Origin of the sequence: Methylacidiphilum sp. Yel (assembly GCF_004421185.1) — a bacterium.
Classification (GTDB): Bacteria; Verrucomicrobiota; Verrucomicrobiia; order Methylacidiphilales; family Methylacidiphilaceae; genus Methylacidiphilum.
The window spans coordinates 1-17,995 of record NZ_LXQB01000029.1 but is presented as its reverse complement, the minus strand read 5'-3'; the positions used below and the strand labels follow the sequence as shown (position 1 = coordinate 17,995).

Sequence of the window (17,995 nt, the reverse complement as noted above, 5' to 3'; positions counted from 1 at the left end):
TTTATTCTTCTCCTCCCAATTCGTTCGCTAAGTTTTGGACTTGGTAATCATCCAGTTGGCCAGAAAGAAAAAAGAGCTTGGCTTTTGAGGACTCGTAGCGGGCAACGCTTTCAAGATAACTGATTTCTACTTGTAAACCATAGGTGCGGGCTTGGATAAGATCGGCAATTGTTTTCCTTCCCTCCCGGTATAAGTCTCTTGTCATAACAATAGCCTGCATGGCGTCATTCATCGAATGATAAAGGATTTCAGAATCCCTATAAGCTGTTTCTAAATCGGTTATGGCTTGAGCTAATTTGGTTTGAATGTTGTCTTTTAACAGGCTTTCTTCATGGATCAGCTGCTCTTCTTCAGCTTTGGCTCTTTTTATTTTTGGATCTCTAGAGGGATCGAAGAGGGCCATGGTCCCTAACACCCCTACCGTGTAGCTTCGGCCACCGGTTGTAAAATTATCACTATCAAGCATGCCCGAAGCAAAGCCGTTGACGTTGGGCATAATAGAATCTTTCTCACGTTTTACTTCCGTGCGTTGAACCTGAATTTGATGCCGTAAGGCAGCAAGATCACCTCTATAGAGGATGGCTTCCTGTACCCAACTACTCAAGGACTTTGAAATTTTTTTGGGTCGAGGCAGATTTTTAGGAATCGCTATTTCTGCTTCAGCTGGGGTGCCCGCCAAGGTGTTCAGGGTAACGAGCGCCACTTTTTTTCTGGCCAAATAGCCATTTTTGGACTGCTCAATGGAGGCTGCAAGGGATCTTCCCATGAAAAAGTCTGCTCCAAGCACTAGTCCCTGTTCCATCAGTTGCAACGCTTCATTGAGATCTGTTTTAGAGGCTTCCAGCTGCGACATTGCTTTGAATAGTTCGGCATCGGCAAATAAAAGACCAATCCAGGCATCGATGGACAGTAGAGAGGCTTCCATCCGGGTGTATCTTTCTTCTTCTTCTCTGGCTTTTATAGCATCCTTCGCTGCCTTCACTGAATCAATAGTTTGCATGGCATCGAATATCGGAAAAATCGCCAGCAAGCCTGCATTTTGGTTAGAAACAGTGCCTGGATGATTCAAATTGTGGATGTTGAAATCTTGAGCTGTGAAATTTCTTTCGGTTAAATGCATCATAAAACCAAGGATTGGATTATCAGAAGTAAGCGAATCAGCCCACCCATAGAGCCGTGGATAATAGCCTGATTCGGCAAGAGCCTTTTGGGCAATAGCTTCAGAGAGTTTGGCATGCTTTTTCTTCAGTTCTGGATAATGGGCAAGGATCTTCTTCCATACGGCAATGAACACCGCTTTGCCCCCTTTGCCATGAAAGGTATGGGAAGAGAGGATTGGGGGGCTTTTCTTATAAGCCATCTCCATCTGCTCTTCTAGAGGAGCAACAGAACTGTTAGGTGCAGGAGGTTGGATGGTTGACTCTTGACTAGAAGAGTGAGTCGACTGCGCAATTGGTGAGTTAGATGGGATAGGAGATAAAACGGGGAGAGCGGGAGTGCTTTTTTCGGTCTCTTTCAAATTATGAGCCGATTCTCCTTGGCCAATCCCCCGGTCCGTTAACCATAAGAAGAAAAGAAAAGCAAAAATTAAAACAAATTTTTTGGCCATGTTCTGGTCCTAGCCCAATGATTTTTTATTGCATTATCTCTATATAAAGAGCTCTTTGAAGCGAATTTTACAGCTAAAAAATATCGGTTTTTATCTTTTTGCCTTTCTGATCCAAGAAAGATTTTATTCTTTTGGGTACGATCATAAAAGATACCAATATGTAATGACAAGAGATAATAAGAAGAATTTGTTGCTCTTCAATTTTTTTCTAGCCAGATCGTTTTAAAGAGAGAAAATTAATAAAAAAGGAGTCTTCTTTTTTATTGAAAGAAGGGGTATTTCTTTGTAAGCATAAGTGCAAATTATTTAAATAGAAGCAAATTGGCTATGAGTTATCACAGAGTCACGTTGAGTAAATTTTTGTTAGAACAGCGGAAAGAAGGTGCCATTGATCCAGAACTAGCTTCGTTGATCAATGATATTGAAAGTGCTTGCAAATATGTGGCTGCGGCTGTCTCTAGAGGCAGGCTCAACACCATGGAAGTCAATGTATCGGTCAATGTCCAGGGTGAAGAGCAGAAACCTTTGGATGTCATTGCCAACGACATTTTCTTAAAAATATGTCAGGAGGGAGATCAGCTACAAGGTATGGTTTCTGAAGAAATGGAACAGCCCTACATTATTCCTCCTGAACATAAAAAAGGAAAATATCTTCTTATTTTCGACCCACTAGATGGTTCTTCCAATTTGGATTTGAATTTAACCGTTGGGTCTATTTTCTCTATTTTAAAAGGGCCAGCTGATAAGGAGCCGTTGAAAGAGCATCATTTCCTAAGACCTGGCAGAGAGCAGGTGGCAGCTGGGTTTACCCTCTATGGCCCAACGGTCATGCTTATTTTGACGGTTGGCAACGGAGTCCATGGATTTACCCTTGATCGAGAGGTGGGCATTTTCACTTTAACCCATCCGAATATGCGTATTGTTCAATCGACAAAGGAATTTGCTATCAATGCTTCGAATGAAAGATTTTGGGAGCCTCCCGTTAAAAGATATGTCGAGGAGTGTATTAAAGGAAAGACTGGCCCAAGAGGAAAGGATTTTAACATGCGTTGGATTGCTTCTATGGTGGCCGAAGTCTATAGAATCCTTATCCGCGGCGGTCTTTTTATGTATCCAAGGGATACAAAAGACCTTTCTAAGCCAGGCAGACTCCGTCTTCTCTATGAGGCTAATCCAATGGGTTTCATTGTCGAACAAGCCGGTGGAATGATCTCTACAGGGAGAGAGTGTATTCTAGACATTGTACCTCAAAGCCTACATCAAAGGATCCCTGTCATTCTTGGATCAAAAGAAGAGGTCGAGCGGCTCAACCAGTATCACTATGATTATGATAGCGGCAAACTAACCGAATTTGATTCTCCACTTTTTTCTACCAGATCCCTTTTTCGAACTGATTAACCAGAATGGATAGTAATTAGCTCTATGTCTTCTAAACATCCTATCATCTCCATTACAGGCTCTTCTGGAGCTGGTACTTCTACCGTAAAAGTTGCTTTTCAGCATATTTTCCGGAGGGAAAAGATTAATGCTTTTATCATTGAAGGCGATGCTTTTCACAGGTATGACCGGCAGGAAATGCGCGCCAAAATGGAAGAAATGGAAAAGAAGGGAAATCCCCATTTCAGCCATTTTGGACCGGAGGCCAATCTTTTTGAAGAGCTAGAAGCTCTTTTTAGAGAGTATGGCCAAACAGGTAGAGGCAAATACCGAAAATACTTACATAATGAAGAAGAAGCGGCCCCATATGGCCAAAAACCAGGTACTTTTACTCCATGGGAAGAGATTCCAGAGGGAACTGACTTGCTGTTCTATGAAGGACTGCATGGCGCACTGGTTACCGATAAAGTCAACATCGTCCAATACACGGATCTTCCCATTGGGATTGTGCCCATTATCAATCTAGAGTGGATACAGAAAATGCATCGGGATAAGAAAGAAAGAGGCTATGCGCATGAAGATATCGTACATACGATATTGCGGAGAATGCCTGATTATGTGAACTATATCTGTCCACAGTTTTCCCATACGGCTGTGAATTTTCAAAGGGTGCCGATTGTGGATACTTCGAATCCTTTTATAGCTCGTGACATTCCTTCTCCGGATGAGAGCATGCTTGTCATTCGTTTTCGAAACCCCAAAGGAATTGATTTTCCCTACCTATTATCCATGCTGAAGGATTCCTTTATGTCGAGGCCTAATACCATCGTATGCCCAGGATCGAAAATGCCTCTGGCTATTGAGTTGATATTTACCCCGATGATCTGGCAGCTGATGCATAGGAAAAAGCTTAGTTCATAAACTTTATTCCCTAGAGCTTGTGGCAGGGCCTAAGCGTGGTACTTTTAAGGAAGCGGCTTGAGACTTGCTTATTAAGCTGTGCCCTTACTCTTGGCAAGCTGAGCAATCAGGCAAGCTAAACTGGTGGCCTTCGGTGAGAATTAAGCTCAGAGGCTACTATATGTTACAGGAACAAAAACTGGCTCTTAGCCCAGAAGACATTCCCCATTGGTTTAGGAAGAAAAGAAAGCAGAGTTAGCGAAGCGATCTATAAAAGAGCATAGCACCAATGAAAATGAGCCAAATAAGGAGAAAGATGCGTGCTGGTTTTTTAGGGAAAATCATGCAGGCATAAGCCCCGCCGATAGCACCAAAAATGCCTCCCATAACCATTTTGAAGATGATACTCGAGTCGCTTAGTCCTTGAAATAGATGGATACCACCTCCGATCAAGGAAAGAATAAGTCCAAAGGCGATGTCTGTCCCCACAACATCACTGGGGCTTAAGGTCGTCAAGCTTAAGAGCAGGAGTGTTCCAAGCGCACCGGCTCCAGAAGAAAAAGTGCCTACTTCAAAACCAATTAAAAAAGCACAGAAAGGCAGTAATAGCGTATACTTGTTTGTCGTTGGTCTGTAATCCTTTATCGTATGCCACAAGTTAACGAGGGAAGAGATTACAATGATAACTCCAATGAGCAGAAGCATAATCGATTTAAGATGATCCTGCTGATAAATTTTCCGTAAAATCAAAGATCCAAGCACAACGCCGGGAATTCCACCAAGGGAAAGATAAAATAATGTTTTCTTATCGATATGCCCCTTAAAAAAGTAAATCATGGAGCTTGGGATCTTAATCAACGCAGAAAATCCAAGAGAAATTCCAATAGCTATGGTAGGCTCTATCCCCAGAAGGATAAGCAGAGGCACGGTTATCGTTCCCCCTCCGACCCCAGTCAATCCAATTAAAAAGGCAACAAAAAAACCTATAAGATAAAATTTCATTCTCTATTATCTCTATAGTGAATGTGATATAATATTCTTTTTCTCTTCTGGCAATTCTTTAATGGAGGTTCTTTAAATAGCTTATTCTACAGCAAAGGTTTTTTAGTTAGATCAAAGGAGGAGCATTCCGTTCAAAACAATAAAACGAAAAAACATCAATCAATCTATAAAAATCTGGCTATAAGTTCTGTTCCCGCTGAAGCTTCCTGCAACCGCATCTCTAAGAGCAGCTCCCTCATTGTCTTTTTGTTGTCTATTCTTTCTTTATCAGTTCCATGGAATATGTCAGAATATCTTAGCTAGGAGACAATAGGGGATAAAATAGTACAGAATATAGTGAGAGGAGGTGCTTTCTGGTACTGAAAAGCCGCTTCTTCTTCTGAAACCCTACTGCTGACAGAGCAAAAGGGCATGAGGATAATTTTGGTGGGTGATGTCATGCTTGGAAGGCTCGTTGATGAGCTATTAGAAGTAGTGGATTCTTCTTACCCATGGGGTGATCTTCTTTCTCTTTTCCGATGCGCGGATTGGAAAGGCTGCAATCTAGAATGTGTGTTTACTGACCAAACGGAGTTTTATGAGCTGCCGCCAAAAGTTTTTCGTTTTAAATCAGCAGTTAAAAACATTGAAGTGCTCAAAGATGCCGGCATTCGGGTAGTCTCTCTTGCTAATAACCATGTGCTTGACTTTGGCAAAAAGGCTTTGTGCGAAATGCTGGATTATCTTGATGCTGCTGGTATTCTGCATAGTGGGGCGGGAGTAAACCTAGAAGAAAGTCGGCTCCCAGCAATTGATCAGATTCAACGTTTAAAAATAGGCTTTCTTGCTTTTACTGATAATGAACCTTCCTGGGAAGCTTCAGAAGAAGCGGGCATTCATTATGTTCCTGTACAACTCGATGATCCAAGAGCTCAGACGCTTTTCGAGCTTGTCAAAGAAACAAAAACAAAAGTAGATTTCCTCATCGTTTCGGCACATTGGGGCCCTAATTGGGGCTTTGAAGTGCCAACGGAGCATATCGATTTTGCGCATAAATTAATAGAAGAAGGGGCCGATGTTGTCTTTGGTCATTCCCCGCATGTTTTTCGTGCCATAGAGATTTTTCATCATTCCTTAATTCTCTATTCCTGTGGCGATTTTATTGATGATTACATGGTAGATCCATATTTTAGAAACGATTGGAGCTTTGTTTTTCTTTTAATATTGGAAGGGAAAAAACTAGTTTCTCTTCGGCTTTTCCCTGTGGTTATAGCCAATTTCAAAGCCCAAAAAGCTAGGGGTAGAGAGGCAGAAGAAATTATCGAAAGAATGATATCTTTATGCAGGCCTTTTGGAACTAAAATCTACTGGGAAAAGGGAAAACCCTATTGTTGGGTCAAGCTCTAAAAGAAAATAAGGCAAAGCAAGGATGCTTTTGGGGGTTGTTCATACCACCCCTTCTGTACCATAGAAAAAAATAGGTGTCATTTTCCTAGATACTTATTGAGAAAAACTTCCACAGCTTCAAAGAATTGCAGTCTATTAGCTGGATTGAGAAAATCATGTCCTTGATCTTGAAAAATAAGATATTCAACAGTTTGTCCTTTCTTTCTTAAAGCCTCAACGATTTGGTCGCTTTCCATTTTTTTAACACGAACATCGTTTTCTCCTTGGCCTATAAGTAATGGGGCTTTGATGCGGTCTATTCAATTTTTAAGCAAAGTTAAAGGAATGTCTTTTTTTTCAAGACACATTACAAGAAGCTGTCAGTAGTGGATCATGTGATCGGTAAGACTACGAAGCGCTCTAGAAAGTTTTTCCTTTTTTGATTGCTTTCCTTGGAAAAGTACTTTATTGAGCTTCTTTGTAATTCTAAAAATTATTTTTCTTTTAAAGAATTGGAAGTGACTTCTATCCAAAAGTTTCTTTTTTTTTCTTTTTTTTATTTGTTGCTCCTCTTTTCTTCTGTGGCCCAATCCCAAAATCTAGCCAGTTTAGAAGCTTCAAATGCAGGCCAAAATTCCGACAGCTATCAATTTACAAGACACCGAAAAAGAGAGCATCGAAAAGTTTATATTTTGGTGGAGATTGCTCCTGATGGATTTGTCAAATCCGCTTCTATATATAAGTCTTCAGGGTATCCCGAGCTGGATGAAACAGCCCTCCTGTCTGCAAGAAAATGGAAATTCTCAAAAGAAGCGAATCATTCAAACCGGATCCGCCGGAAAATCATTTGCGTTAGATTCAATCCTCCTCTGCGGTCAGGATCCCATAAAGTCGATTCTCATCTCCAGAAGGAAGCAGTTGTTTGCTATATTCTTGCTGAAGTTTCGGCAACTGGGCATGTGAAATCCACGGCTCTCTATAAGTCCTCTGGTGATGCCGAGCTTGATCGATTGGCTCTCAACGCCGTTAAAAGATGGAAATTACATCCAGCAAAAAAGGGGAAACACTCCGTCGAATCAAAAGTTATTATTCCTGTTCAGTTTCACCTAAAGCATTATCAGAAAAAAGCGGCTGCTAACCCAACTGATATTTCCAGTTAGAGAAGGTGGTTAAGAATGTTTCCTTCTTATTTTCTACGCTTTCTCTGGGAGTTTCTGAAGCAGCCAATGGATCGTTTTTTTCACCCACTTTTCGAAAGCGACAACGGCCATTTCTAAATGTTCTATTGCTGAGTCTTCTTTAGGACTATGAGATATTCCCTCTTTACTCTGCACGAACATCATCGCAGTAGGAATCCCTGCTTTGGCAATTTCAGAAGCATCATGAAGGGGACCTGATCCTAGCAAATGTACTTTTGAACAAACCTCGCGAATCGATTCTTTGCAAAGCTCCACAAGTTGAGGATGAAACCTCACGGGTTCTATCCTAAGAAGCGGTTCTGCTTCAAGCTTTAGATTTTCTTCATTAGCAATCTTTTGGGCTTCTTTAACCGTCTCTTCCCACATTTTCTCTAAGTTCGTTTTATCTAGGTTGCGTTCCTCTATGGTCAGTCGGCAAACGCCTGGAATGGCCGTTGGAATCCCAGGTTCGAGTTCACAACAGCCAGCCGTTGCAACCCCTTGATAACGATTCGCAACGGAACGTAAAAAAGTGACCAGGCGAGCCGCCCCTACGAAAGCATCTTTTCTAAGCCTCATTGGGGTTGCGCCACTATGATTTGTCTGACCCCTAAAGACCAGTCTGTGTCGTTCTACCCCAGCGGTCCCAAGGACAGCTCCAAGTGGTACAGACAACTTTTCTAAGATGGGCCCCTGTTCGATATGCACTTCCAGATACGCTACGGCTTTGTTTTTAAGCTTAGCCGCTTCCCCCACTTTGTTGGCCGATAACCCGTAAGCCTCTAAGACCTCAGCAAGAGAAAGACCAGAGGCATCTTTTAATGAAAAGAGCTCTTCTTTTTTTAAACTGCCTGAGACCGCACTGGAACCAAAGAGGCTTCTGCCAAATCGACTCCCTTCTTCGTCTGCCCAATCTACTAAACAAAGTGTCACCGGAGGCTTGACCGAAGTATAGGTTCTTAGGACTTCTAGCCCGGCCAGCAAATCAAACACTCCATCGAGCCATCCTCCAGAGGGAACAGAATCCAAATGTCCACCAATCCAAAGTTCTTCTGGCCTTTGTCCCTGAATTTTTACCCATAGATTTCCGGCGGCGTCCATTTCAGTTGTAAAAGGAAACTGTTGGACTTTGTTGAGAAACCATTTTCTAGCCTTTTGCCAACCGGGACTAAAAGCCACCCTTTGAGCCCCCAATCCATTGTCGGTCAGTGCTTTTAATTCCAACAGTTCAGCAATGGTTCTTTTAGGATTTAGCATCATGGTTTAAAGAATGCTTATAGGAAGATCGGAAAAGATATTTGCCATTTCCTTGTTCGACAGAAAATTGGCCGTTTGCATAAATAATATTGCCTCTGAGCATGACCATTTCTGCTCCACCTTTAATTGTAAAGCCTTCATAGAGGTTATAATCTAGCTGAATGTGATGGGAACCCACAGACAGGATTCGTCTTTTGTTTGGATCCCATAAGACAATGTCAGCATCGTATCCTTCAGCTAGCCTTCCTTTTTTTCCCTCTAAACCAAAAAGGAAGGCAGGCATCTCAGCCGTAAGGCTTACAAATTTTTCCATTGGGAGGTTTCTTTGATTACAGCCATAATGAAATAATAAGGCCATTCTTTCTTCTATGCCCGGAACGCCATTGGGGATTTTTGAAAAATCGGATAGGCCTCGTGTCTTCTGGGATAAGAAATGAAACGAACAGTGATCAGTCGAAACCACATCGATTAGGCCCAGAAGAAGTCCCTCCCATAGAGCTATTTGATCCTCTTGTTTTCTTAATGGAGGAGAGCATATCCATTTAGCTCCTTCGAAATGTTCTAAGCCGGGTGTGTGACCCTTTCTTTCTAAATCTGCCTCGGTAAAGAAGAGGTATTGAGGGCAAGTTTCAGCCCATAGATTGGTCCCTCTTTCTTTGGCCCTTCGGATTTCCTCGAGTCCCTTTGTCGAGCTTACATGAACAATGTATAAGGGTGCATGAAGCATAGAAGCAACTGAAGCGGCAAAGTGGATGGATTGGGATTCTAATTCAGGAGGTCTGGTCCGAGCATGAAATATAGGAGAGATTAACTCTTTGGCAAGGGCCTTCTTAACAAGATAATCAATGATGTTTCCATTTTCAGCATGCACCATGGTCAAAAGACCATGCTCCTTCGCTTTTTCAACCGTTTTAAAAAAAAGCTCTTCATCGATTTGCACGGTATCTTTGTAGGCAAGAAAGCATTTGATGCTGCTTACTCCTTTTTCAAGAAGCATTGGTAATTCTTCTAAATGGCTTTCTTCACGAATCACCAAATGAAACCCATAATCAATAAGGGATTTCGACCGGACTTTCTGTTGCCAATTGGCTAGAGTGGCAAGGAGACTTTGGCCAGGATCTGGAAAACAAAAATTAATGTGGGAGGTTGTTCCTCCAGCAATTGCCCCAAGATGACCAGAGAAGAAATCATCTGCAGTTTGGCTTCCCCCAAATACTGTTTCAAGATGGGTGTGAACGTCTATTCCTCCAGGAATCAGATACTTTCCGCTCGCATCAATGGTTTTTCGTCCAGAAAGATTTTTCCCTAACGCAACGATTTTCCCCGCTTCTACCCCTATGTCCATTTCCGTTTTCCCAGCTGCATTAACCAAAATGCCGTTTTTAATCACTACATCCATAAAGAACTTCTCCGGTCGCCCTCTTTCCTATTGCCTCCCATGATTTCATTTGGATGCCTGGGCGCAGTTCTAGTTTTTGTGCTTCCATTGTTATCATTTCTATACAGGAATCGACAGGGCAAACATGTTGGCAGAGTGAACAGCCCACACAGTCCTCTGGTCTAACCTTTGGGAACATCCACTCATGCTTCCCAGAGGAAGGAATCACAGGGTAAAGTGCTTTGCCATCGGTTAGATCAATGCAGTGATGGGCTGCATCCCGGCAAACTATATAGCAAAGAAAACAATGAATGCATTTTTGTGGATCGATTTGAGCGATCTGTTTAAATGTCGGCTCCAGTTGGTGAAAGGGAACTATATGAGAAAGGGATTTGCCCCTAAAATCAGCAATGGAACTAAAACCTTTTGCTTCCATCCAATGTTTAAGCCCAGAAAGCAGATCCTCAATAATCCTAAATCCATTCAGCATCACGGCTGAACAAAGTTGAACAGAAGAAGCTCCAAGCAATAGAAATTCAACGCTGTCTCTCCAGGTGGATATACCGCCCATAGCAGAAATTGGAACTTGTTTCTCTTGGACCATTTCCATGGAGGCTACCTTAGCGGTTAGGCTCAAAGCAATAGGTTTGATGGCTTCTCCTGAATAGCCCCCATAGCTGCTTTTTCCTCCAATACTTGGCAGGACTTCAAAGGTATCAAGGTCTACGCCGCTGATGGACTGTATTGTATTGATGAGGCTTAAGGCTGTAGCCCCACCTTCAATAGCGGCTTTGGCTGTCTGCGTAATATCTGTAACATTGGGAGTAAGCTTAACAATCAGGGGCAAGCGCGTCACTCTTTTTACCCAAGAGGTCACTTCCCTACAAAGGATTGGATCTTGTCCAATTTTACTGCCTGTGCCTCTTTCTGGCATTCCATGAGGGCAGCCGAAATTCAGTTCGATCCCATCGGCTCCGCTCGCTTCGACTTTTTTCACTAGTTCTTCCCACTTTTCTCGATCGTATTCCTCCATTATCGATACGATCACTGCTCGATCGGGCCATCTTTTTTTAATTTCCTGAATTTCTTTGAGATTCAGCTCGAGGGGACGGTCAGAAATAAGTTCAAGATTATTCAAACCTAAAATGCGGTCCCATTTTTTATAGGAACTATAGCGATTCGATACATTTTCTACGGCTGTGCCGATGGTTTTCCAGACGGCTCCTCCAAAACCCGCTTCAAAAGCAGCGTTTAGTTGAGCTGCCGAGTTGGTTGGGGGACCAGATGCAAGCCAAAACGGATTTATGGAACGGATTCCAGCAAATTCTATAGATAATTCAATCATAAGTAACCCAATCGATCGGTTCTTTAGGAAAAAGAGGCGGCAAGAGAGAAAGCAGCTTTTTTCCCATCTTCAACAGCATGGACGGTCGAAAACATTCCTTTTTTCCGTATGCAATCCCCTCCAGCATATACCTTAGGAAGGGAAGTTTCATATTTTTCATTGACTTTGATAAAACCATTGTCAAGTTCAATAGCCATTGTCGTGATCCATAAGGGCTTTTGTTGACCGCTTGCTCGAATGACCAATTCAGCGGGTAAAAAAAACTCTATTCCAGTTTGTTCCTTTTTTCCTACTGAATCCAAGATGCTGTGGGGATTGAGACGCTGGCATTTTAGTCCAACCAATTTGTTTTCTTTTACAACTGCCTCTTTCACCATGGTCAAAAATTGAATAGGAACAGCTTCTTTGAGCACTTTTTCTATTTCTTTTGGATAAGCTCGAGACTCTTCAAGCCTTTTTCGATAAAGAATGCTGACCTTTTCCCTAGCTATCTTCTTTGCTACTAGCGCGCAATCAATAGCAGTATTGCCAAGGCCAATGATCACAATATTGTTGGCATTAGGTAAAGACCAAGGCTCCAATTTTGCTCTAGAGAGAAACTCTAGACTGTCCAGAAAGTATGCTTCTCCAGGGATCTGGAGCTGTGGACTCTTGCCTAATCCAATGGCCAAGAAGACGGCATCGTAAGCAGTTCTAAGCTCTTCTAAGGAAAAGTCTTTTCCAAGCTCCTTTTCTGTATGGATTGGCACTCCAAGTTTTTTTACTTCTTCGACCTCTTTGAGCGAAACCTCGATTGGCTCGCGAAAAGAAGGAATAACGTAGGTGGAAAGTCCTCCGGGGAGTCGATTTTTTTCAAAGATGACTGCTTCTATCCCCAATTGAGCTAAAGTAGCTGCACAGCTTAGCCCCGCAGGCCCAGATCCTACGATAGCAACCTTTTTCTTTTTCTGAATCTGAATATGCCATTGTGAAGGAAGCTTCTGCTTAGCCCAGAAATGGTCAATGGCAAAACGTTGAAGCCTGCCAATAGAAACAGAGGGTTTTTTTAATTTGGTTAATACACAAGCACCTTCACAGAGCTCTTCTACTGGACAGACTCTGCCACAGGTTCCACCAAGAAAATTGGCTTTTAAAATAACTTCGGCAGCACCCCTAAAATCTCCCGTTTCAATGCGCTTGACAAACTTAGGAATTTCAATGCCGGTTGGACAGGCAGTTACGCAAGGAGGATTCCAGCAATAAAGGCAGCGGCTGGCTTCTCCTATAGCTTCGCTTAGGGATAGAGGAGGGAGGGATTCTTTTAAAAATTCCATTTTTTTCTCTTTTTCTAGCTCTCTTCGTTTTTCTTAATGGAGGAGCTTCTTCAATGAAGCAAGTCCTATGCCGTTCCGTCAGACTTACTCATTTCTACTAACACAGGTTCGAAGCTGCAACGATCATAGCTGAGATTCCTCCAGGGTTTTTTTGACGACAGCAAGCAGTTTCTGGGTCTTGCCTGAGCGGCTACCCTGCAGCCAAGCGCTGAACATGGGGATGCTCCCCAGCACCTCCTTGGCCAAATCTTCCTCGAAGGCCGTCTCCTCACCCTGGTTGAGGATCAGAACCTCGACCCCCTTGGTCTGGCAAATGGCGAACTCCAGTTCCGCGCCAAAGCCCGTCAGCTGGTCTTTGTGGGTGATGTCCAAGCGTCCGACCTGCCCGTCGATGATCGCATCCAGCAGCCGCTTTAAGCCTTTCTTGTGGTAGTTCAACCCAGAACCCAGGTGGGTAATGTCTGCGAACGTCCAACCTTGCCGGGCGCAGTAGCGTTCGAGTAGCTGCTTTTGCCGCTCCAGCTCATCTTTCTGCTCGATGCTGAACACACAGGCGTAGGCTATAGTGCGAGATGCCGCCTCCGGCGCATAGAATTGATCTGGACGAAGCAGAGCAGGGTCGTAGCGACGCTGCCTGCCAGCAGTGCGTTCATCGAAAAGAAGCTTGCCCTCGCGCTCCCAGCGCCGCAGCGTTTGCGGCGCGACCCCCAGGAACTCGTTGGCCTCTTGAATGCTGACTAGCTTGCGAGACATGCTCAAAATATTATCTTTGCGAAAGAAAGTGCTACTTAAATTGAAACTGTTCAAGCCCTTTCTATTGACTATTTTTAGTGTAAAGTCCTTCCTGTTGTTTTTGGAAGAATGAAATCCTGCAATTAGAATAAAGAATAAAAAGGGTTGTGGTGGATTTTTAAAAGGCTGTTTTTTCAAACACCAGAGGCTCATGGCCTTACGGGAAGTTGGCTATAGGGGTAGAGAGCAAAGTCTTTAAACTATTTTCCTAGTAAGCTCCATTCTGTCCATTCTACAGATTGGCATGCGCGATGCTAGGCATGCCACAAAAGCTATTGGTTTTTCCAAAAGAAAACTTGTGCCATTCCCCTTGTCATATCCCTTAGCAACTCAATCCCTATGGTTTGTCTTTCTCTAGGTTTCTACCAAAGATTCTCTAGCAATAGAACTAGCAAGCCAAAAAAAACTGCCTGTTCTTCAATCACTTTCCTTCTATTAAGGAATATTTATGGCTATTTTTATAAAGATGATTATTAAAAGTATTGGGCATGGAACAAAATCTTTAAAGGAATTGATCTCCATGCTCAAAGAAGCGAATGTAGAGGCTTTGATTGATGTCCAATCAATTCCACGGTCTAGTCATAATCCCCAATTTAATAAAGAAACAATTGCGGAGGCACTTACTAAAGAAGGCATTCTATATATTCATCTCCCGGAGGCTGGGGGACTGAGGCATCCGAAAAAAGATTCTCCTAATAAAGGTTGGAAAAACGAGAGTTTCAGAGGATTTGCTGATTACATGGCAACTGCAAATTTTTTAGCCTCTCTTGATCAGATTATTGAAATAGGAAAAGAAAAAAGCGCAGCTCTAATGTGTGCAGAAACCCTCCCATGGCGCTGCCACCGTTTTCTCATTGCAGATGCTCTCATGCTTCGTGGAATAGAAGTTGTTCATATCTTATCAAAAGGAAAGGAAAAAAAAATCTACTGACTCCCTGGTGTCAGATAAAAAATGGAATAGTGACTTATCCTGCTTCTAATGAAACGGAAGCTTTCCAATGAGCGATTAAACACTCATTCCCTCCTAAGAATGGCACTCAATCGGGACGATAGCCCTAGTCGATAGCCACTACCCAAAAACAGGACCTTTACTCCCTATCTGATGCTAAGCGCCTCTTGCTTGCAGCCTTCCAGTCAGAGATTATTCGTTAATACAGTCTACAAATTTTAGAAAAATGGTACGATTAAAAAAATTGGATCTATTATTTATGATGTTAATCACTATATTTTATAGATAAGTGAACTACAAAGTGTTCTTTTTAATTTTTTTTCTACTGATCCTTATTCCTAGCGCTGCTTTAGCGCTACTTGTAAAGACACCAAAAGGGTATCGACTGACGATCTTGCCGGCTCATGGTGGGCAAGAACTAGTTGAAGGCCAACAGATGCCTGTTGGTAAAGTCACTATTGGAGAAATCAAAGAAGTCGTTTATGGAACAGAAAAAAAAGAGAAAAATATTCAGAAGACTAAACATCGTTCTAGGAAAACAAAAAAATAATTGTAGCTAGTCTTCTCACTCATTCTTGTTCAAAGATTAAAAAGGTTTTTTGTTATTTTGGCTTTTGATGCGCTATTTCTTTGATTTTCTGTTCAGCTTTCATTTTTTCTACCACGTTCTTAGTTTTTTCATAAATTTTTGCTAAGTTCCACCAGGCTTCCATATAATCGGGTCTAAGCTCAATAGCTTTGCGCAAAGATTCAATGGCTTTCTGATAATCTTTCCTTTCCCCATAGGCCGTTCCAAGATTACACCAGGATTCAGCAAGATCTGGTTTAAGGCGGATTGCTTTTTTTAAAGCTTTGATTGCCTGGGAATACTGGCCTAGTTCAATATAGCAAGCACCTAAATTGGACCATGCCTTCGCAAAATTTGGTTGGCCTGCTAAGGCATGCTTGAAAGCTTCGGTTGCCTCTGCATACGCTCCTACATAAGCATAGCAAGTTCCAAGATTACACCATGCCTTTGCAAAGTCTTTTTTAAAATCGATCGCTTTTTTATACGCTTCGATCGCCTGAGAATAATGACCGAGATTTTCATAGGCAATGCCAAGGAAAAAATAGGCTGCCGCTTCGGAAGGAAAAGTCGCAATCCATCTTTTTGAAAACACAACGAGACCTTTCCAGTCTTTGCTCTGCTCTAATTGCATTGCTTTTGTAAAGAACTGAAGCTGATCTTTTTGGAAAGCCTTGTCTTTAATGATGAAGGGTCTATCGGATTGTCTCAATTTGCTTTGGGAAAAGGAAATGGATGTAGTGTTATCGCTGGCCTGCTGAGAATAGCTTTTTTGTCGTGCCTTTTGGTTTTTGGCATAGCTTTCTTCTAGAATAGGAAAGAAGAATAAAAGCCATAAATAATAACTTTTCAGAAAAATTTTCATGAATTTATTGGATTTTTCAGATTTCATTTTTCCGAAATTAGTTGGTTCCCATTGGCTTCTGTGACATTGAGGAGGGGATACGAGCGGCGATTTCTCTACATACTTCTTCATCTTCTGCTCTTCGAAAGGTAACATCCCTGATTAATAGGGCTGTGGTAAGAGAAGAAATAGCAATGTCTAGAGGATCAAATGCTGGAGCAAAAGAGGATTCCGTACGGCTTCCGGATACCTCCACTAAGGTTTTGGAAGATTTCGTAGAGACAAATTTGACTGAAATCCCAACCCTACAGGCAGCATACATTAAAGAATAAATCGACATCATTGAGGAAACCTTACCATAAATGACACAATCTACTCCAAGCCAGTCTCCAATCGTGGTGGGATCGGTTACTAGCATATCAGAAAGCTTTTTCCATCCATGAGCCTTTAAAATAGAATCTGTCAGTTCAATACTTTGAATGTCTAAGTCTCTCTGAGCAAGATAACAGGCTACTGCCCTGCGTAATCGATTCCCGATTGTCCAGCGGAACTGTTCCCTTTTTTCTTTGGATCTAAAAGAGAGGGGGATACCATTAAGAATGAATTTGCCTTTTGTTGCCTCTTCAATGAAAGGAAGCAGCGCAAATGTTTTAGGTTGTTCTATTGCAAGAAAGGGTGAGGCGATACGTTGGAAACGAGAAGGATCCATTTCAAGGACATAATCCATGGTTTTTTTCTTGCTATGAGCAACAAATTGTTTTTCCTCCATGAAAAATCGTTGGGGCTCTAGCTTTTTTCCATTAGCTGCCCAGGCTCTAGGTGGCTTAATAAAATCTCCTTCAGAAGGGTGTTTTAAAAGATAGGCCTCGGTAGAAGCATCAGTTTCTTTTGAGGGTAAAGCTTTAGGGGCAAACTGAGTAGTATCTCCAAAGACAGGATAGGCCTTTCTTGGAGAGAGGGGAATTCTTAAGACGAGCTCCCGACAAGCTTCATCTTCAGCCCTTTTTAGGTTGATGTCCCTTAGGTTTGTCAAGGTCAAAACAGAAGAAATGCCTATGTCAACGGGATCAAATCTAGGGTTAATATCTAAGAGGTTTCTATTGACACTGCCGCTAAAAAGTACTTTCCCTGTTTTTGAAGAAATGATCTTTATGGAAAGTAAAACCCTGATGCCGCTGCCCATGATCATATAAAATCTCTGATATGGAAAGACTTCTCCATAGACTAGCGCATCGGCCCCTAGCCATTTACCAAGGACTTCAGGCTTGATGGATTGAAGAGAGATTTCAGTCCTAATATTTTTTGCCTGAAGCACTTGGTCTATTTTAGATAAGGGAACGACCTCAAATTCCCTTGACGCAAGAAAGCCAAAAAATACTCTTCTTACCCTTTGGGCAATAGTCCATCTCCAGCTTTCTACATTGTCCTTATCCCTATTATCTATTTTAATCCCATTAATGGAAAATTTTCCGCTTCCTTTTTCAAGGAAAGGTAAGACGGCTATTCTCTGAGGGGCATTCTGCTCATAGTCTGGAGAAATTTGGATTTTGCAGGCACCAGGATCAGCTTCAATAAGATAGTCATACCAGTGTTTTTTGCCATGCGACGTTAAGCCTTCTTCTTGTAAAAAAAGCGGCTGATCCTCAGCCTCGGTTATCGCTAATGTGGTGGGTTGATTGGAGGATAGAGCTGATTTTGGTTGGATGCTTGTTGAAAGAAAAAGACTACTATTGTAGCCAAATAAGGAAGATTCATGCCCTGCGCTACAAAAAGCAGAAAAAACTAATAGAAGGTGTGCAAGAGTAAGTCGACCAAACAATTGCAAAATCAATTTTTCTTCCTTTTTTTTAACTTAAATTAGAGAAAAATAGTAAAAAAAAATAGAAAAGAGCTAGCTCCTTCCTTCTGATGGATTGGTTTTTACTGGCATACCACTGCCTCTTTGGGTTTTATTCTGCTGAGTCAGAGCTAATCCTTAAAGTTTAAAATCTTTTGTCGCTACCTTCTCTTCAGCAATCATCTTTTCTTTACCATCCATCGCCGTAATGCCCCTGCCTTCAGGCATGGGGATATAAGGCGATAAATTATAGCTATGTGTAGTATAATTATGTATGAACAGAA

At 42.1% G+C, this 17,995-nt stretch carries 16 protein-coding genes; 6 read left to right on the top strand and 10 right to left on the bottom strand.

The genetic code is table 11. The features are described from left to right. Window position 1: 1 nt before the first annotated feature. On the bottom strand, window positions 2-1,609 hold the full coding sequence (locus A7Q09_RS05270; RefSeq protein WP_134390246.1) for a TolC family protein: 1,608 nt from the start codon (window positions 1,607-1,609) through the stop codon (window positions 2-4). 327 nt (window positions 1,610-1,936) lie between these two features. Here A7Q09_RS05270 and A7Q09_RS05265 point away from each other — a divergent pair, with 327 nt between their 5' ends. Both A7Q09_RS05265 and A7Q09_RS05260 read left to right on the top strand, forming a co-directional pair. After that, complete coding sequence (locus A7Q09_RS05265; RefSeq protein ID WP_134390245.1) at window positions 1,937-3,007, top strand: class 1 fructose-bisphosphatase; 1,071 nt, start codon at window positions 1,937-1,939, stop codon at window positions 3,005-3,007. A 24-nt stretch (window positions 3,008-3,031) separates the two neighbouring features. Beyond that, a complete protein-coding gene (locus tag A7Q09_RS05260) occupies window positions 3,032-3,907 on the top strand; it encodes a phosphoribulokinase (protein ID WP_134390244.1) in 876 nt (291 codons plus the stop codon). 234 nt (window positions 3,908-4,141) lie between these two features. Here the strand turns inward: A7Q09_RS05260 and A7Q09_RS05255 are convergent, their stop codons facing one another. Further along, a complete protein-coding gene (locus A7Q09_RS05255) occupies window positions 4,142-4,888 on the bottom strand; it encodes a sulfite exporter TauE/SafE family protein (protein ID WP_134390243.1) in 747 nt (248 codons plus the stop codon). 411 nt (window positions 4,889-5,299) lie between these two features. Between A7Q09_RS05255 and A7Q09_RS05250 the strand changes: the two genes are divergently transcribed. Then, entirely contained in the window at window positions 5,300-6,274 is a 975-nt protein-coding gene (locus A7Q09_RS05250) for a CapA family protein (RefSeq protein ID WP_134390242.1), read from the top strand. Window positions 6,275-6,351: 77 nt separating this feature from the next. Here A7Q09_RS05250 and A7Q09_RS05245 read toward each other — a convergent pair whose 3' ends face one another. Then, complete coding sequence (locus A7Q09_RS05245; protein ID WP_279636289.1) at window positions 6,352-6,564, bottom strand: S9 family peptidase; 213 nt, start codon at window positions 6,562-6,564, stop codon at window positions 6,352-6,354. Between the two features lie 132 nt (window positions 6,565-6,696). Here A7Q09_RS05245 and A7Q09_RS05240 point away from each other — a divergent pair, with 132 nt between their 5' ends. Continuing rightward, window positions 6,697-7,413 carry an energy transducer TonB gene (locus A7Q09_RS05240; RefSeq protein WP_244228544.1) on the top strand — a complete coding sequence of 239 codons (717 nt, stop codon included), beginning with the start codon at window positions 6,697-6,699 and terminating at the stop codon, window positions 7,411-7,413. A 33-nt stretch (window positions 7,414-7,446) separates the two neighbouring features. Here the strand turns inward: A7Q09_RS05240 and A7Q09_RS05235 are convergent, their stop codons facing one another. The 5 genes from A7Q09_RS05235 to A7Q09_RS05215 form a co-directional block, all read right to left on the bottom strand. Continuing rightward, window positions 7,447-8,691, bottom strand: a complete 1,245-nt coding sequence (locus A7Q09_RS05235; protein ID WP_134390241.1) for a Zn-dependent hydrolase — start codon at window positions 8,689-8,691, stop codon at window positions 7,447-7,449. Then, window positions 8,675-10,087: a dihydropyrimidinase gene (gene hydA / locus A7Q09_RS05230; RefSeq protein WP_134390240.1), complete on the bottom strand. Its 1,413-nt coding sequence runs from the start codon at window positions 10,085-10,087 to the stop codon at window positions 8,675-8,677. The genes A7Q09_RS05235 and hydA overlap by 17 nt, the downstream gene beginning before the upstream one ends. Next, window positions 10,071-11,411 (bottom strand): NAD-dependent dihydropyrimidine dehydrogenase subunit PreA, encoded by a 1,341-nt coding sequence (gene preA / locus A7Q09_RS05225; RefSeq protein ID WP_134390239.1) that lies wholly within the window; start codon window positions 11,409-11,411, stop codon window positions 10,071-10,073. Before preA ends, hydA begins: the two co-directional genes overlap by 17 nt. A gap of 23 nt (window positions 11,412-11,434) precedes the next feature. After that, window positions 11,435-12,724 carry an FAD-dependent oxidoreductase gene (locus tag A7Q09_RS05220; RefSeq protein ID WP_134390238.1) on the bottom strand — a complete coding sequence of 430 codons (1,290 nt, stop codon included), beginning with the start codon at window positions 12,722-12,724 and terminating at the stop codon, window positions 11,435-11,437. A 123-nt stretch (window positions 12,725-12,847) separates the two neighbouring features. Beyond that, on the bottom strand, window positions 12,848-13,477 hold the full coding sequence (locus tag A7Q09_RS05215) for an IS607 family transposase (protein WP_134390283.1): 630 nt from the start codon (window positions 13,475-13,477) through the stop codon (window positions 12,848-12,850). Between the two features lie 487 nt (window positions 13,478-13,964). Between A7Q09_RS05215 and A7Q09_RS05210 the strand changes: the two genes are divergently transcribed. Together A7Q09_RS05210 and A7Q09_RS05205 are read left to right on the top strand one after the other, a co-directional pair. Next, window positions 13,965-14,447 (top strand): DUF488 family protein, encoded by a 483-nt coding sequence (locus A7Q09_RS05210; protein WP_244228543.1) that lies wholly within the window; start codon window positions 13,965-13,967, stop codon window positions 14,445-14,447. A 307-nt stretch (window positions 14,448-14,754) separates the two neighbouring features. Then, a complete protein-coding gene (locus A7Q09_RS05205) occupies window positions 14,755-15,015 on the top strand; it encodes a hypothetical protein (protein WP_134390237.1) in 261 nt (86 codons plus the stop codon). Between the two features lie 52 nt (window positions 15,016-15,067). Here A7Q09_RS05205 and A7Q09_RS05200 read toward each other — a convergent pair whose 3' ends face one another. After that, on the bottom strand, window positions 15,068-15,895 hold the full coding sequence (locus A7Q09_RS05200; RefSeq protein WP_208526688.1) for a tetratricopeptide repeat protein: 828 nt from the start codon (window positions 15,893-15,895) through the stop codon (window positions 15,068-15,070). 37 nt (window positions 15,896-15,932) lie between these two features. Then, window positions 15,933-17,705: a GNA1162 family protein gene (locus A7Q09_RS05195; RefSeq protein WP_244228542.1), complete on the bottom strand. Its 1,773-nt coding sequence runs from the start codon at window positions 17,703-17,705 to the stop codon at window positions 15,933-15,935. Between the last annotated feature and the right edge of the window lie 290 nt (window positions 17,706-17,995).